Source organism: Halobacillus shinanisalinarum, assembly GCF_022919835.1.
Lineage (GTDB): Bacteria > Bacillota > Bacilli > Bacillales > Halobacillaceae > Halobacillus_A > Halobacillus_A shinanisalinarum.
Genome location: NZ_CP095074.1, coordinates 2,609,979 through 2,626,809 on the forward strand (window position 1 = coordinate 2,609,979; position 16,831 = coordinate 2,626,809).

Annotated in this window: 18 protein-coding genes and 1 pseudogene; 13 read left to right on the plus strand and 6 right to left on the minus strand. The window is 37.9% G+C overall.

Annotated elements, in window-relative coordinates:
• The first annotated feature begins 172 nt into the window (after positions 1-172).
• The 3 genes from MUO14_RS24315 (at position 173) to MUO14_RS13020 (ending at position 2,315) form a co-directional block, all read left to right on the plus strand.
• Positions 173-751: a toprim domain-containing protein gene (locus MUO14_RS24315; protein WP_255822112.1), complete on the plus strand. Its 579-nt coding sequence runs from the start codon at positions 173-175 to the stop codon at positions 749-751.
• Between the two features lie 20 nt (positions 752-771).
• Positions 772-1,251, plus strand: a complete 480-nt coding sequence (locus MUO14_RS24320) for a DNA topoisomerase (protein WP_255822203.1) — start codon at positions 772-774, stop codon at positions 1,249-1,251.
• Between the two features lie 119 nt (positions 1,252-1,370).
• A complete protein-coding gene (locus MUO14_RS13020) occupies positions 1,371-2,315 on the plus strand; it encodes a tyrosine-type recombinase/integrase (RefSeq protein WP_244751118.1) in 945 nt (314 codons plus the stop codon).
• 269 nt (positions 2,316-2,584) lie between these two features.
• Here MUO14_RS13020 and MUO14_RS13025 read toward each other — a convergent pair whose 3' ends face one another.
• The 5 genes from MUO14_RS13025 to cdaS form a co-directional block, all read right to left on the minus strand.
• On the minus strand, positions 2,585-2,821 hold the full coding sequence (locus MUO14_RS13025) for a hypothetical protein (protein WP_244751119.1): 237 nt from the start codon (positions 2,819-2,821) through the stop codon (positions 2,585-2,587).
• Between the two features lie 242 nt (positions 2,822-3,063).
• Entirely contained in the window at positions 3,064-3,528 is a 465-nt protein-coding gene (locus tag MUO14_RS13030; protein ID WP_244751120.1) for a hypothetical protein, read from the minus strand.
• Between the two features lie 25 nt (positions 3,529-3,553).
• Positions 3,554-4,561 carry a DUF3231 family protein gene (locus tag MUO14_RS13035; RefSeq protein ID WP_244751121.1) on the minus strand — a complete coding sequence of 336 codons (1,008 nt, stop codon included), beginning with the start codon at positions 4,559-4,561 and terminating at the stop codon, positions 3,554-3,556.
• 579 nt (positions 4,562-5,140) lie between these two features.
• Positions 5,141-6,493, minus strand: coding sequence for a glycoside hydrolase family 18 protein (locus tag MUO14_RS13040; protein WP_244751122.1), 1,353 nt, complete (start codon positions 6,491-6,493; stop codon positions 5,141-5,143).
• Positions 6,494-6,574: 81 nt separating this feature from the next.
• Positions 6,575-7,198, minus strand: a complete 624-nt coding sequence (cdaS, locus tag MUO14_RS13045) for a sporulation-specific diadenylate cyclase CdaS (protein WP_244751123.1) — start codon at positions 7,196-7,198, stop codon at positions 6,575-6,577.
• A gap of 271 nt (positions 7,199-7,469) precedes the next feature.
• Between cdaS and MUO14_RS13050 the strand changes: the two genes are divergently transcribed.
• The 8 genes and pseudogenes from MUO14_RS13050 to MUO14_RS13090 all read left to right on the plus strand — a co-directional run bounded on the left by MUO14_RS13050 (position 7,470) and on the right by MUO14_RS13090 (position 15,295).
• Complete coding sequence (locus MUO14_RS13050; protein WP_244751124.1) at positions 7,470-8,597, plus strand: NADH:flavin oxidoreductase; 1,128 nt, start codon at positions 7,470-7,472, stop codon at positions 8,595-8,597.
• 48 nt (positions 8,598-8,645) lie between these two features.
• Entirely contained in the window at positions 8,646-9,329 is a 684-nt protein-coding gene (locus tag MUO14_RS13055; protein ID WP_244751125.1) for a type 1 glutamine amidotransferase domain-containing protein, read from the plus strand.
• A gap of 191 nt (positions 9,330-9,520) precedes the next feature.
• Positions 9,521-10,450: an NADP-dependent oxidoreductase gene (locus tag MUO14_RS13060; protein ID WP_244751126.1), complete on the plus strand. Its 930-nt coding sequence runs from the start codon at positions 9,521-9,523 to the stop codon at positions 10,448-10,450.
• 61 nt (positions 10,451-10,511) lie between these two features.
• Entirely contained in the window at positions 10,512-11,972 is a 1,461-nt protein-coding gene (locus tag MUO14_RS13065) for an aldehyde dehydrogenase family protein (RefSeq protein WP_244751127.1), read from the plus strand.
• A gap of 515 nt (positions 11,973-12,487) precedes the next feature.
• Positions 12,488-12,730 carry a hypothetical protein gene (locus MUO14_RS13070; protein WP_244751128.1) on the plus strand — a complete coding sequence of 81 codons (243 nt, stop codon included), beginning with the start codon at positions 12,488-12,490 and terminating at the stop codon, positions 12,728-12,730.
• Complete coding sequence (locus MUO14_RS13075) at positions 12,694-13,101, plus strand: hypothetical protein (protein ID WP_244751129.1); 408 nt, start codon at positions 12,694-12,696, stop codon at positions 13,099-13,101. Before MUO14_RS13070 ends, MUO14_RS13075 begins: the two co-directional genes overlap by 37 nt.
• Before the next feature lie 107 nt (positions 13,102-13,208).
• Positions 13,209-14,356, plus strand: a pseudogene (locus tag MUO14_RS24975) (IS3 family transposase).
• A gap of 168 nt (positions 14,357-14,524) precedes the next feature.
• Positions 14,525-15,295, plus strand: a complete 771-nt coding sequence (locus MUO14_RS13090) for a hypothetical protein (protein WP_244751132.1) — start codon at positions 14,525-14,527, stop codon at positions 15,293-15,295.
• Here the strand turns inward: MUO14_RS13090 and MUO14_RS13095 are convergent.
• Positions 15,290-15,574, minus strand: coding sequence for a YgjP-like metallopeptidase domain-containing protein (locus tag MUO14_RS13095; RefSeq protein WP_244751133.1), 285 nt, complete (start codon positions 15,572-15,574; stop codon positions 15,290-15,292). The two genes, MUO14_RS13090 and MUO14_RS13095, sit on opposite strands and share 6 nt — an antisense overlap.
• Before the next feature lie 375 nt (positions 15,575-15,949).
• Between MUO14_RS13095 and MUO14_RS13100 the strand changes: the two genes are divergently transcribed.
• Both MUO14_RS13100 and MUO14_RS13105 read left to right on the plus strand, forming a co-directional pair.
• Complete coding sequence (locus tag MUO14_RS13100; RefSeq protein WP_244751134.1) at positions 15,950-16,210, plus strand: metal-sensitive transcriptional regulator; 261 nt, start codon at positions 15,950-15,952, stop codon at positions 16,208-16,210.
• 87 nt (positions 16,211-16,297) lie between these two features.
• A complete protein-coding gene (locus MUO14_RS13105; protein WP_244751135.1) occupies positions 16,298-16,777 on the plus strand; it encodes a DsrE/DsrF/DrsH-like family protein in 480 nt (159 codons plus the stop codon).
• Positions 16,778-16,831: the final 54 nt, after the last annotated feature.

Below are 16,831 nucleotides of genomic sequence, written 5' to 3' on the forward strand. Positions count from 1 at the left end.
ATATCGTGGAAAATAGTTTAAAGCAAGCTTACTATGACGAACGAGAAAAGCTGCAAGAAATGAATCGTCTGCAAAATCAACGGAAGCGAAAAGGGTTACGATAATTTTTAAACAAAAGGAGAGTTTTTGATGATTGTTATTCTAGCTGAAAAGCCGAGTCAGGCTAAGGCTTATGCAGATGCTTTTCAAAGCACCAGTAAAAAAAGACGGGTATATTGAGGTGAATGATCGCCGTTATTTTAACGACAAAGCCGTGATTACATGGGGTTTCGACCATCTTGTTTCTTTAGTGATGCATGGTGCTTATAAAAAAGAGTGGGAAAGATGGAGTTTAAAGCATCTTCCCATTCTTCCCGATCATTATAAATTTGAAGTGCCCAAAGATAAGAAAAAGCAATTTCAAATTGTGAAGGGCTTGATACAGACAGCAAGTGAGATTGTTATTGCTACTGATGCTGACCGTGAAGGGGAAAACATTGCTCGGAGTATTATAAGAAAGGCCGGAGCTGAAAATAAGCCGACAAAACGGTTATGGATTAATTCATTAGAGGTTGATGAAATTCAAAAAGGATTTGAAAATCTTCACTCAGGAAGCAAGTACTTGCCGATCTATGGGGAAGCGCAAGCCCGACAAATCGGTGATTGGCTCGTTGGTATGAATGCTTCTCCATTGTATTCTCTCCTGTTGCCAAAGAAGGGCATTCGTGAAACGTTCAGTTTAGGGAGAGTGCAAACACCAACGCTTTACTGATCTACACCCGACAACAAGAAATATATCATTTCAAGTCGGAGCCTTTTTATGAACTCTACGCAAATATCAAAGTTGAAAACGGTACATTTCAAGCGAAATATAAAGATCGGTTTGGAAGAAAAGGTGACCTTACGAATTTTATGAACAAGCAAGGCTTAAAATCCGAAGAAAACACCACGATTACAAAACTCACCAAAGAATCTAAGAAGACCAAATCCCCGAAATTGCACAGCCTTTCCACCCTGCAGACAAAGGCAAATAAAAAATGGAAGTATAGTCCAACAGATGTTTTAAAGATCATGCAAACCCTTTATGAAAAGAAGCTTCTAACGTACCCGAGGACAGATTCCAACCATATCACTGAAAGTGAATTTAAATATCTGAAAAATAACTTCTCGGCCTATCAGAATATCGCTGACGTGTCCGTTGATATGTCATTCCTTGGTCCGCAGAAGCGTTATGTGGAAAGTTCGAAGGTCCAAGAATTATCTATAATATAATATGGTTATGTAGTTAAAGTATCTTAGGAAAGTAGATACTTATTTTTATGACTTAGAATAATAAATATCTATATAAGACTTCTAAAGTCTCTATAGTTTTTAAAGATAAGGTGTGTGTTATGGCTAAGGTTATTAAAGTAAAAGAAGAAGAAAAAGTAATTTATCTTTTAACCTCTAATGAGGGCATTCCTTTTTTATATGTAAACAAGTATCTAAAGTTTTTAGATACTATAAATAAATCACCAAATACTATTAAATCCTATGCTTATAGATTGAAATTATATTGGGATTTTATCGAGTTAAATCAGTTGGAATTCGAAAATATTTCAATGGATGTATTGGTTAAATACATAGGCTGGCTGCATGGTGGATCTAGTGTTGGTTCAAAAAAGAGAGAATCTAATACTATTAATTATAATGTGATGGCGGTATTTGGATTTTATAATTATCTGGCAAGGTTCCACTCAGAGATACTTGATACTAAGTTAGACTTCTATTCAGACTCGAATAAAAAAAATCACTCATACAAACCTTTTTTAGAACATACAAAATCCAATGTTAAATATAGGCTAAATGCTTTAAAACTTAGAGAAACAAAGAAACCTCATAGCAAGCTAAGTGAGGAGCAGTTAAAGAAAATATTTCAAACTAAACTCAACATAAGAAATAAATTGCTGGTAAGCATATTATATGAAACTGGTGTGAGGATTTCGGAAGCTTTGAACATAAAGCTTGAAGACATTGATCTTTCAGATAAAAAAATATTAATCACCAAATCTAAAACGCCTTCAGGAAAAAATAGATTAGTATATATATCGGCCGAAACAACAAACTTATTACAAGATTATATATATGAGGTACATGAAAAAAATAACTTTGACAGTGATTATATATTTTTAAAGTTAACAGGTTCTTCGAGAGGAGATGTTTGTGATGGTGTGACTATAAGTGCATTTTTCAGGGAGCTATCTGCAAAATTAGGGTTTAATATTACCCCTCATATGTTCCGGCATACGTTAGCTACAGAACGTAGCTCGGCCATGGGGGTTATTTTTCCCTATTAGAGCCTTACCCTCTTGATGGGTTCGGTCTATTGTTAGCCGTCAGTGTTGTCGCACTGACGGCTTTATTAGTTTATTCAATTTTGCTGTTTCTATGTTCATTATACCACCAAAACAAGGCTTGTACACATTTTCTGTAATAAAAAGGATTGAACAGGGTGAGGTCCACCTCTATGAGCAGTAAATGACACGTCGGTTATAGAGGGTTTAATATCTCAGCTTTTTCATTTTTAGGTGAATTGACTTGTGTTGAAATCTCATAAGCGGTGAGTTCACCAGGATAAGGCACCAATACTTTCATACATATCATCCGTCTTAAATTCTATACCAGCAGCATTCAATGCCATTCGATAACCCTTAAACCTATTCAGACCTGTTCCTGTGTATAAGGGGCCAGAAATATGGGCAATATGTGGTGGCCATGATCCAACACCATATTTCTTCAACGCATCAAACTGCATATGTAAATTTTGATCTTTGGTACTCACTCTGGCATACTCAAACAACATATTGGGGTACCGCCAACATATACTCGCGATAATACAGAATCTTCCATAAAAACTCGGTTTTATAGCGCTAAGATATACGCTATTCTAGTCTACTATTTGTAAATAAATGGATTAGTGTGAGTAATGTGACAAAAAGTTGGCACTACCCCGAATAGAGGATTTTTGGTGTTGAAATTAGCATTTAATATAGCAAACTAAGGAAAATTTGTATTAAAAAAGGAAGTTTTTAAAAAAGCTTATCATTAAATGACCAGCTTTTTTCTTAGAGTCCTTTGTAATAAAAATCCCACAAGCAAACCTGGAATCACACATAATATCGGAAGCCAAATGGGTCCGAGCCATACACTGAATAGAGTGAGTTTAGACGAATAGATCGTTCCTACGGTCACGAAATAGGCTGAAAATACGAACGGCAAAAACGAATAAGGTTTTTTCCCTCCACCGGCATCTTTGTAAGCATCCCACATTGCAAAAAAGTATAAACAAGGATAAAACATGAGCCATTGGAAATCGGCTTGTTGAATCGATTTTTCCATTTCCCCATGAAAACTTAGAAGGATGACCTTGTTAAAATTCCCCTGAACATTAATCAAGAACTCTAAAAAAATCAAAACAATCCCTTTGATATATTTTCCGTTTAATAATTGACCAAAGCCTGGTAAAGCAATACTCCATAAAAGTTTTTCGATTGCGTCCTTATTTGCCATATCATTTCATTGAACCACCTTAACCTCAATTATCTTTTGCTAAATCTTTACGATTTGCAGCCATAGGAGGCTGTTCTAACCATTTATTTTTAATCATGATATTAGAACCATCCTCTGCATATTTCTGTACGTCTAGTGCCAACTTATTATACATTACCCCTAAATCCATTCTAGGACTTTGAGCAATAGATGTACCATAGTAACCAATACTCAAACCAATCAGAGCAGTGGTGTAGAACATCATAATTTTGTCCGAAAATGTGTAGGCCGTGCTTTTTGTTACATCTACCCTTGTCATTATTACAGGGAGATTGTTGTCTCCTAATTTTTTCGCAAAAGATTGAATATGCTTTTTTGCAATTTCTATGCCCCTAATAAAAAATTGTGTAACATCTTTTGACTGTGCCACCTGACTAAATCCAATTAAGGTGGCTACGCCTAAAGCATTCCTTTCGATGTTAGGAATTAAATTTGATATTTCTACTGCTGATAAAGGTCTTTTTTCTCCAAATAAGTCCCAAACAAACCCTTGCTTCTTTACATATTCAACCTGCTCTAAGTTAGATATATTTGGTGGCCGCTGGTAAAGACCTTTTTGTAATAGTAAATCCTTTGACATTTCATATAGCTCCATTGTTTCTTTTAGGCATTCATTATAATAAGCAGTAATATCTGATCTTGAAGAAAGACTTACACTAGCTGAATAGGTAGTAAGCCCAATTTGAGCCATTTGAGATATAAAGCTTAAAACATAACTGTCAGGGTACAGTCTAGGGGCAGTTAAATCAACATCCTCATCTAATTTAAAACCATGAGGGACTGTATTCTGTTCCTCTGTAAGGATGACCGTTATCTTCTGGATATGGGCCTGAGATAATTCTAAGGCATGAGCTATGATAGGCTTTATTTCAGTGTCCTCAGCCTTTTCTAAGAAATAGGTCAACATACAGATACTTGCAGAATCATTCATGTATTGACCCCAAAGCTGAGACATTTCTGGTGCTGTGAGTCTTATTTGTTTTCCCTGTTCCACATAAAACCCTCCTTTTTTTAATGGTCTTCTTGCTAGTTATTATTTGGAATTAAATGTGATTTATGCAGGATTAAATGCCGTCCTCACTTTAGTTTAATAAAGTATATTTAAGACTGACTGGTTTTTGCCATCCAGTCTTTTTATGTTCAATTAGAGTACACCCTGTACATGCAAAATAAAATACTAAGGTTATCAATTACTATTTAAATTACGTAATCAAAATTGTCTTCTATGCCGGATAAGACCATTCAAAGGAGGGGGGGTACCTACCGGCCAATAGATAAAGAAGCACAGGAAGAAGGAAAGTGACACTAAGCACCCCGGTGGAGAATTGGATCCCTGTGGTATGATGAATTAGGATTTTTTTGAACTTCCTTAATGTTGTAAAATCATTAATTTCCTGAAGCTGCCCCGACTCATAAAAAGCTTGAAGATTTGACTCAGACCTATGGTTTTCCATTTATTTTAAAGTCTTTTATTATTAATTTGCTTTCAGGATTCAGCCTATAAATTTAAAATATGACGTCTTCGTGATTCATTTGACTTATATTCAATTTAATGAGTAGTTTCCACTACTCGTCATTCGGCGGTTTTGCTAATAGTAAATTCTTCTTTGAGAATCTGTTCCCCTTGTGGAAAATTAAACTCTATTTGCCACCCTCCTACACCGTGAAGGTTATATTTTTTGGCTAATCGGTATTTGGCCAAAAGACTTCTTGCATCCTCAAACCACACTTCATGACGAACACCGTTTTCATCTGTATATCTAAACCACGGGGCACCTGATCTATGATCATAATGAATCACGCTGCCATGTTCAATTGCCTTCTCTAAAGCATACCGTTGTGAATATGCTTCTGCTTCAACATTCTTATCTGATAAAGGCCAATCGTAAGCATAAAGTGGTACACCCAAAATGATTTTTCCATTGGAAATGACAGATGTGGCATAATTTAGAGTCTTTCTTATCCTATTAATAGGTGCTATCGGACCGGGTTTCCCACCAAGCCAATGCCAATCATAAGTCATTAAAAATATAAAGTCAGCATGTTGGCCCAGGGTTTGATAGTCATACGCAGCGTTCCAACTTGGTGTGTTCGGATCACTCAATGGTGGAACGGCAAGGGCTACCTCCATTCCTACAGGATGAAGTCTGTCGCTTAATTCTTTTATAAATTGATTAAATAATGACTTGTCCTTTTGCTTTAAACCTTCAAAGTCAATGACGACTCCTTTCAGGTCATACTTGTTTAGAACCTTGTATATATTTTCAGTCAAGTTGTGCCTTGCCTGTTTGTTTGAAAGCAAATGATGGGCAAGTTGCTCATCAAATCCTTTAGAAGGAGACAGGTTCGTAACCGTTGCATAAGGAGTTATATTGCGTTTCCAAAGGCGATTTTTGAACGTTTCCATGTGTGGTAAATCACTTAATTGACCGTTATAGTCTGGATGATACTCAAAGGCTGCAATACTGGAGAGAAATTTTAGTTTTTGTTCTATATTACTCTTATCTTCATTCATTAAGATCGACGAAGGATACGCAAAAGCTCCAATCATGATATTTGGCCGGTTTGAGGGACCGGGAATGGCAAGGTGTTGTCCGGGAATAATCCGATTTGACTTCAGACTGTTTCTCTTTATTAATTGTGAAACAGTTAGTTGATGTCTTTGAGCGATTTTCCACAGACTATCTCCTTTTTCAACGATATAGGTGTCTCCCTGAATGAGTAACGGTTGTCCAGGTGACAATTTATTTATATTTCGTAAACTATTGGTCTTAGTGATATCATCAACACCTACATTGTACTTAGAAGCAATTTCCTTAGCGGTCTCACCATGTTTTACAATGTAAATCACAGATGCAAAAACAGGGTTTGCTGAGTTTAAAACGAAAATAAAGGATAGGATGCAGATCGAAATTTTATACAGCAATTTTTCTTAACACCTCTCATGTTTTGATAAATTTTATAGACTCAGTTCTCACTTATTTTTCTACTTAGGAGATCATAATTTTTAGATCAATCCACTTTGGTGAACAGGGTATAGTTTTCCTTCCAATGCAAAAGAAACCCTGCCCGTTTCTTCCGAGACAGCTAGTACTAGTGCATCACTTCGTTCAGATAATCCAATTGCTGCTCTATGCCGTGTCCCAAGGTTTTCCCTGCCGGTAGTCTGTCTCGATAGAGGTATTACATTTCCAGCTGATATGATTGTATTATCTTCTACTACAACAGCACCATCATGGAGGGGGCTGCCCGGATTAAAAACAGACTCTAGTAAGGCATATGAAACGGATCCACCGACCGGGATACCAGAATGAATAAATGATGCGAGTGGTTCTTTTCTTTGAACCGCTATTAACGCACCGTGTTTACGTTCGGAAAGGTGCTGAACAGCCGTTGATAATGCTTGATAACTATCTGTAAAGGGTGATAAATAAGCTGTTAAATAGTATGAAGATGCCGTCATGTGCAGGTTATTGAATACACCATGAACTTGTTCAAATTCATCTAAGATACAACAGTCTTTATTCTCCATAGTGATTAGCAAATGATCAATTTCCTTTGTGATTTGATGTAAATATTTCTTTAAATGTTGTTTTACTGGTCCGGAAAGATCCGGTTCCTCAGTGGCCATTTGTCTACACCTGCCTTCATTTTTGTCACATTATCTTTCCACTTTCTTATAAGTAATATGCTTTTTAAAAAGCTTTTTTCTACCAACCCGGCAGCACTTCGCTACTAACTTGTTCTGACCCCTTCAAATAAAGAATAGTTGTCCAACAATGCAAGCATTTTTTTAGACGGATTCACAATAGGGAGTATATAATCCGAAATAGTCTTATTAGGAATGGTTTTGTTTCTTGAGTGCATAATAAGCAACGTTTATAAAGAAAGGGGATATTTACATGCCATCAAACTTATTCAATCCAATAGAGTTAGGAAGTACGAAGCTAGAGAATCGTATAGGAGTTGCTCCTATGACACGGACAAGTGGAACATCGGAAGGTCTAGTTACTGACCAAATGGTCTCTTATTATTCAAAGTTTGCTCGTGGAGGTTTTGGGCTTATTATAACGGAAGGGGTCTACCCAGATAACAAATACAGTCAGGGTTACTTTAACCAACCTGGTATTATCGATGCGGAACAAGTAAATGCATGGAAAAGGGTTACAGATGCGGTTCATCAAGAAGGAGGTCAAATCATCGTTCAGTTGATGCATGCTGGTGCTTTGTCACAGGGTAACCGGTTCACAACGGGATCCCTAGGACCTTCCTCAGTTCAACCAAAGGGGGAGCAGATGAACTTCTATGGCGGTGAAGGAGCATTCCCTTTACCAAAAGAGGCATCAAAAAAAGACATTGAAGAGATCGTAAAAGGGTTCGTTGATGCATCAAAACGGGCGAAAGATGCTGGTTTTGATGGAATTGAAATCCATGGAGCCAATGGTTATATACTTGACCAATTCCTAACGGATTACACAAATCAACGAACAGATGAATATGGTGGTTCAACAGAAAACCGTGTTAGATTATCAGTTGAAGTTTCAAAGGCAGTTCGTGAAACTGTTGGTCAGGATTTTACAGTTGGCATACGTATTTCTCAAGGGAAAGTAAATGATTTTTCCCATAAGTGGGCGAACAAAGGAAAAGATGCTGAAATTATCTTCAGCCAATTAGGAGATGCTGGATTAGACTATATTCATGTAACGGAATATGAAGCTTGGCAACCTGCTTTTCCAGAAGGAGAAGGTACGGAGGCAACGGATTCCGCTTTTGGTGATGGAGGTCCAACACTTGCCGGATTAGCGAAAAAATATGGGAAATTACTTGTCATTGCAAATGGAGGTCTGCATGACCCAGAAAAGGCAAAAGAGATTATTGAAAATGGAGATGCAGATGTTGTTACTTTAGCCCGCGGTGCTCTTGCAAATAGGGATTGGGTAAAGAAAGTTAAAAACAATGAGTCTTTAAAAGAATTTGAGCCAGAAAAAGTGTTAAGTCCTGATGCAAAAATTAAAGGTTTTGAAACCTAAGGATAGACGGTGATTTTCACTGTAATGTTAGCTTAGGAGGAATACAAAATGGCAAAAGTGTTAGCAGTATTATCAAGTGGATACAAGGATGAAGAAAACAATTATGAAACTGGTTGGTGGGGAGAAGAGTTATTCGCACCTATGGACCTTTTAGAAAAGGCGGGCCATCAAGTTGATTTAGCTTCACCTCTTGGGGGGAAACCTGACGTTGATCAAGTAAGTATTAGTGAAGAATATGACCCCGAAGGAACGTATAAGGGACTATATGAATCAGGGAAAGCAGATGAAACGCAAAAGCTTTCAGAGGTAAACCCAGCAGATTATGGTGTAATTTTAGTTATTGGAGGTCATGGTGCAATGTATGACCTTGCAAAAAATGAGGATTTACATCGTATTATCAATACGATTTATGATTATGACGGGATAGTCGCTGCGGAGTGTCATGGGCCAGCTCCGCTGATTTGGACAACACGCCCAAATGGAGAAAGCATCATTGCAGGCAAGAAAGTAACTGGTTATCCCGATGAAATCGAACCAGAAGGGTTATTGGATATTCTTCCTCTCAGCCTTGAACAAGAAATGACGGAAATCGCAAATTATGATAAAGGTGATCTTAACCAAAAAGCTCATGCTGTATGGGCAGACAATCAAATTGTAACAAGTCGAGACCCGTTCTCTTCTGAACTCATGGGAGAAGAATTAGTTAAAGCACTTGAAAAAGGAAAGAAGTAATAAAAAGGTGAAAGTTTGTTTTCTCTTATGATCAACGGGATTTTTGGTAGTAAAGCCGGCACTTGGTTTTATAGGTGTTTTTTTCAATGAAGTAACGGTCTATTAAATTTTAAGCAATTTGATATTGAACAATAGAATGTAGACATCATCAACCATTAAACAATTAAGTAAACTCACCAGGAGGACTGACAATGAAAGCAGTGATTATTGAAGATTACGGGAGTGCTGAACAATTAAAATATACGGAGGTTGATCAACCCGAGCTAAAAGACAATGATGTCTTGATTGAAGTGGTTGCGACTTCGGTCAATCCGGTTGACTGGAAAATCCGTGAAGGCTATCTCAAAGAGATGATTCCGTACAATTTTCCAGTTATTTTAGGGCTTGATGCTGCCGGTATCGTTAAAGAAGTCGGTCAAAACGTGACAGCATTCAAGGTCGGCGACAAAGTGTTTTCTCGGCCGGATATTACACGCAATGGAACCTACGCGGAATATGTGGCTGTTGATGAAAGCCTTGTTGCTAAAAAACCGGTCCATCTTTCCTTTGAAGAGGCCGCATCAATCCCGCTTGTTGGACTCACATCATGGCAATGTCTTGTTGACTTCGCTAATATCAAAGAAGGCGATCGGGTGTTGATTCACGCGGGAGCAGGCGGGGTTGGCAGTTTTGCTATCCAGTTGGCGAAAGCATTCGGTGCTTGGGTGGCGACCACCTGTAGCACGAAGAATGTTGATTTTGTTAAATCACTCGGGGCCGATAAGGTCATCGATTATGAAAATGAAGATTTCACACAAGTCCTTCATGATATAGACATTGTTTTTGATACGCTGGCCGGTGACATTCAAACGCAAAGTTATGATGTTTTAAAAGAAGAAGGTATTCTGGTTTCAATTGCTGGCCAGCCCGATCAAGAATTGGCCAAAGCGAAAAAGGTGAAAGCCGGCTATGTTTTCCTTGAACCTGATGGTGAACAGCTTGCCAAGATCGGTGAACTGATTGAACAAGGAAAGATCCGCGCAAATGTGGGGACAGTGATGAAACTAGAGGAAATTCAAGAAGCCCATCGATTAAGTGAAACACATCATGCCAAAGGAAAAATCGTCCTCCATGTTGGGTAAGGTAAGGAAAGAGTACTTACGATCAACCCTTACTTTTTTCAGGACAAAGGAGTGAAATAATATGTTTTCAGACTTTAGCAACCTATATATTTCCGGAGAGTGGCGAGAAGGAACGAGTGATAGAACCGTTACGGATATCAATCCCTATACACGAGAGGCGATTGTTGAGATTCAAGGGGGAACAGCTGAAGATCTAGATGAAGCTTATGAATCCGCACAAAAAGTTCAAAAAGAATGGGCACAAGCATTACCACAGGCTAGGCAAAAAATTCTCGAGAAAGCGGCAAATCTGATGCTCGAGAATCAGGAAGAGATTATTAACTGGTTAGTTAAAGAGTCTGGCAGTACAAGGATTAAATCGATGGTCGAATTTCAAGCGGCGTATAGCGACATTAAAGAAGCGGCCGGTTATCCATTGCGTATGACCGGATTGATTGCCCCCTCTAAAACAGCTGGGAAAGAAAACCGGGTGTATCGCGGGCCCCTTGGGGTTATCGGTGTCATTAGCCCGTGGAATTTCCCATTGCATTTGACCATGCGGTCTGTCGCGGCGGCTATAGCAACGGGTAACGGCGTTGTGATCAAACCAGCGACTGAAACACCTGTCACCGGCGGGCTATTAATTGCTAAATTGTTTGAAGAGGCAGGACTACCCGGCGGTTTGCTTAATGTTGTCGTTGGTCGGGGGTCTGAAATTGGCGACCATATGGTGACGCATCCGATTCCATCGTTTATTTCCTTTACTGGTTCAACAGACGTCGGCCGTCATATTGGAGAATTAGCTGGCCGAACCTTAAAGAAAGCAGCACTGGAACTTGGTGGAAACAATGTCTTCATCATGCTTGAAGATGCAAAAATTGAAGAAGCGGTGGAATCAGCCGTTTTCGGCAAGTTTTTGCACCAAGGGCAGGTGTGTATCGCCGCCAACCGCATTCTAGTTCCCGAATCAAGGTATGATGAGTTTGTTGAGGCCTTCAAAAATAAAGTAAGTAACCTTAAAGTCGGCGATCCAGATGATGCTAAGACCAATGTCGGGCCGGTGATTAATAGTGGTCAACTGAAAGGCATTCTAGAGGACCTCGAATCAAGCATTAACCAGGGTGCCCATAAAGTTTTGGGCGGAGACGTCAATGGAAATATTCTTGAGCCAACGGTTCTCGTGAATGTAACGAATGATATGTCAATCGCTAAAAATGAAATTTTTGGCCCGGTCGCTCCGATTATTTCATATAAAGATGAAGACGAGGCCGTTGACATCGCCAACGATTCACCATATGGCTTAAGCGGTGCCGTACATTCTGGTTCATTAGAACACGGGGTAAACATCGCTAGAAGACTCCATACCGGTATGGTTCATGTCAATGATCAATCGATTAATGACGAGTCCCACGTCCCGTTCGGCGGGGAAAAAGAGTCAGGCCTTGGTCGATTTAATGGGGATTGGATTCTTGAAGAATTCACGACTGTGCAATGGGTATCTGTCCAACACGAAAAACGCGATTACGGCCCTTATTTTGATTGATGGCTAGATTTAGAAAAAATGAAAACATGCTAAAGACCACATTCCATGCAAAGAATGTGGTCTTACTTTGTCATTTAATTTAACTTTGACAGAAGTGTTTAAATCAGAGAGCAAGATTGCTTTGGGAAGTGCTGTGTCTTTCCCGCTAATGCCTGTTTGTGATATAAAAGCAGCAATTGGGTACACCCTGTATAAACATAATAAATCCCTGTAATATCAAGGTATATAATGTTCATTCAGGGTTGTTAAATTTAATTGAGATGAAAATAATAATATGCACGAGTGAGGTCCAACGAGCAAAATTTAGACCTTTAGATTAGAATTTTTGAAAAAGAAAGTGGAGTTATGGAGAGACCGCACTTTTTTTGAAGATTGCTTACAACCAAATGTTAAGTAAACGAATTCAAACAGGGAAAAAGTATAATATTAATTCATTTATTTACCATTTATATATGATATTATTTACATAGCGTTATCAATTGTAAATATCAATAAAGAAAAGTGAGCTGATTAAAGTGGGAAATGAAAGGTCTGAATTAGGAGAAGTTAAACAGGCAAGTATATCTATAGATAGATTACAAAACTTTGAAAGTTATCTGCAAGAGCTTGGATTGCCTCATGAGGGGATTATAGCATCCGGTAGAGAGAGAAAACTCATGGCGACAAACTTACCAGAATCTATTTATGAATTAACCCCTCAAAGCAAGCGGAATGCAGTGTATTGGATTTATCCAAATTCGTTGCAAGTTCTGCAATAGGACTATATGATGCAGCTTTAAATTATTTATGGAATGAGGTGGTTGTTTCTTTAAGGGAGAAGGTAAAGTTATATAGTCTAGAATTATTTTTTGATGCTGCAATTGGAGGAGAATTAAGAGAAACTTACTCCGAAGAAGAAGACTTAAGCTCAATTAAAGATAATACTCTAATAGATACATGCAGAAAACTTGAAATAATCTCTGATTTGCTTCACGAAAAGTTAAAGCATATTTTATACATGAGAAATAACATTGGTGCTTCACATCCTAATATGGAGTCAATAAAAACTTTTGAATTATTAGGATGGCTAGAGACATGTGTAAATGACATTATTGAAGACCGTCCTTCAGAAGCCGCACTTTTTTGTTAAACAACTTATTGTTAATCTAAAGCAAGAAAACTGATGTTAGCCTAGAAATTGGACACAGAGAATGGAGATTTTTATACTGAAAATAACAATTCTTGGGAGTGTCCAAAATGAGTAAACGTTACGATAAAGAATTCAAATTATATGCGGTAAAAATGGTCGTGGAAGATGGCAGAAAGATTGCGGAAGTGGCAAGGGAACTTGATTTAGTCCATCAGACGCTGAATAAATGGGTAACGAAATACAAGGAAGATAAGGAAGACAGCTTTGTTGGGAGTGGGAACCTAAGTCCGAGAGATGCTGCCGAGTATGAAAAGGATAAGCAAATTCGTGATCTGAAAGAAGAAGTCGCCATTCTAAAAAAGGCGATGGGCATCTTCGCCAAAAATCAGAAGTAATCTACGACTTCATCGAAAAGCACCGACACGAGTTCCGTGTAGCGAAGATGTGCCAGGTATTAGGTGTTTCTAAAGGCGGTTTTTATGAGTGGCGTAAACGATCCCAGAGTAATCAGGAAAGGTGAAAAGAGAAACGGACTGCCCAAGTAAAACGGGTGTATGTGGAGTCTCAAAGAAGATACGGGAGTCCGAAAATTACGAAAGAATTAAAACAACAAGGGTGGAATGTATCTCAAAAGACCGTGACTCGGATCATGAGGGAGAATGGCCTGCGCTCCAAAACCGTAAAGAAGTATAAAGCGACGACAAATTCCAAACACTCTTATCCTATTTATCCCAATCTATTGAACCAACAGTTTCAAGTGAATCGACCTGGGGCCGTTTGGGTGAGTGATATCACATACGTGTGGACAAAGGAAGGTTGGTTGTATTTGGCCACGGTGGTGGACTTATTTTCAAGGAGAATCATTGGTTGGGAAATGAGCCATCGAATGACCAAAGCCTTGACGATCAGGGCTTTACAGAGAGCTATGGATCAACAGCCGCCAAAAGAAGGACTTATTCATCACTCTGATCGCGGTAGTCAGTACGCTGCAAACGAGTATCAAGCGATTCTACGAAACAATGATGTAACGACGAGTATGAGTAGAAAAGGAAACTGTTATGACAATGCTTGTATCGAATCTTTTCACAGTGTCCTCAAAAAGGAGCTCATATTCCATGAGAACTATCAAACACGTGAAGAAGCTAAACGAAGCCTATTCGCCTATATCATGACCTTTTACAACTACAAGCGTATTCATTCAGCCATTCAATACATGTCACCTATAGCTTACGAAAAAAGTATATCCAAGAGGTGAAGGCCGGTATAAGTCATTTTAGTTACCCTCTCAAGTAAAGAAGGGGCAAGGGCCCTTCTTTACTTGAGAGGCCAGCAAGCGGAGCGCGGTAGGGGTTCTAGATAAATCAACATTTTGAGTGTCCATTTTCTTGACATAAATCCAAACTTGATAATTGATGAATCTCGCTTGGAACACATAAAAGAAAATTTAACTAAACAAAATACACGCTTATCAGGGAATTTATTAATTACATTATTTAGTATTTTCACGAAGAAAAATACAACCCCGAATGTTAGAGATAATATTTTAAAGTTAGCGCCAGTCGTTTGGGAAGCGAGCCCTGAGGAGAAAAAATATGATATAGGCTTTAAGTTAGACCATTTTGCATTACATCTGGATGATGCAACACTTGAATTGGGAAATAGGTTTTTAGAAAAATGTTATGGCGTTAATTATAAAAGCGAAGGGACAAGAAGTAGAGAATTAGATTCATTTTTATCACGCTTATCAGATGTACACTATTCCTTCGATAATTTTCACCATGAGGTTCCAATAGCCAAACAGATTAAAAGATATATTATAGAAGAAAGTGACATTTTACAAAACATAGAGGATAAGTTAATTGAAACTGTGTTAATTTGTAGAATTGGAAACGGTAATTGGTATTGTGAAGGAGTCTCACCTGGCGCGAAAAATATTTATGAAGACATAATTAAATTATTTAATTCGAAGCAGATAAACAAACTAATAAAATTTATGTCAGAAACAGAAATAAGAAATCAATTCAACATGGGAAATTGTGTTTTCCAAGACAAAGAAGTTTTAGGAATAGTGAACTTGGATTTACAAGAAGATAGAACACGTGAAGCTATTGAATTTATATTGGATAATATCGGTAGTTATAAAACTAAAATCTTTAATACTAAGGAACTTAAGGAATGTTTAAGGTTTTTATAGATTGATATGACGACCTAAGTAAGGGAATTTCTCACCACTGACAAATTCCTTCGGTTGAACTGATAGCTGAACTTCATTTAGTTCTCTAAGCTTGGTCATGATCCAAGGGGCTTTCTTTTTGATCAGTACATTCATTTTTTCTGTTTCAAGATAGTGTGGTGCGAAAACCTCTACTCCGTTTACGAGATCAACTGAAATTTTCAAGTCTTTGCGGTTTTGGTGATAGAATATATAATCAATTTCTGTGGTGCCGTAGGTGAGTAGAGGCGTAATAATCACGTTCTTCCTATTTTAATGGGTTGTTCAATCATATCATTAGAACACCAATAAATAAATTTTAAGGGAACAGGTTTTGGCACCCATAGTGTGTCGGAAGTGTCATCAGATGGCAGTATAAATTCGCTGTATCAAAAATGAACGTTATTGCAAATTAAGGTTTATCTTGAAAAAGCATATGCCTTCAGTTAGAATCTTTAATTAAATAATTTACTTACAAACTTTTTTGAGACTTACTGAAGCTAAAGGGAATGAGAATTTATTATATGTCATGTGATTTTAAGGGTATGGTGGAAGCATAAATCTAGACTATTTTTAAATAGGCTAATACAATACACAGTATAGTATATAAAGCAATTCATAAAGGAGATATAGAATATGGATTTTTCACAGGATTTAAAACTACGATTAAAGCGGGCAGAAGGACAGGTTCGTGGCGTGCACAAAATGATGGAGGAAGAAAAAGAATGCAAAGATGTCATCAGTCAGCTGTCTGCAGTAAGGTCCGCTGTGGATCGCACGATTGCCACAATCGTTGCTGAAAATTTGCAACGATGTATTCAAGAACAGGCGGACAAGGGAGAGGATACCACGAAAGTAGTTCAGGAAGCCATCGAATTATTAGTCAAAAGCAGATAAGAAAAGTTAAGAAGCAATTAGATTTGCTTTTTAATTTTCATTTGTTATTATACCCATAGATGTATATGTATGAAGGGAGAGCCAAACATGTCAGATCAAAAGAAAACGACGATCGTTTTGTTTAATGGTGATTATGATAAGGCGATGGCGGCGTATATTATTGCAAATGGAGCTGCAGCCTATGACCATGAAGTAACGATTTTCCACACGTTCTGGGGATTAAATACCCTGCGCAAAGATAATAAAGTGTCAATGAAGAAACGGTTTATAAACAAGATGTTTGGGAAGATGATGCCTAGAGGTGCCGATAAAATGGGGCTTTCTAAAATGAATTATTTAGGGATGGGGCAAAAGATGATCAAAAATGTTATCAAGAAACACAATGCCATGCCTCTACCTCAATTAATAGAAATGGCACAGGAGCAAGATGTGAAATTGATTGGTTGCACGATGACCATGGATTTACTTGGCCTTCAAAAAGAGGAGCTCCTTGACGGTATTGAATACGCGGGGGTTGCTGCTTATATTGGAGATGCTGAAGAAGGTAATGTGAATTTGTTTATATAATTTTTTAAGGTTATCATACCCATACGCGTATATGTGTAGTATTTAGATTAAAGT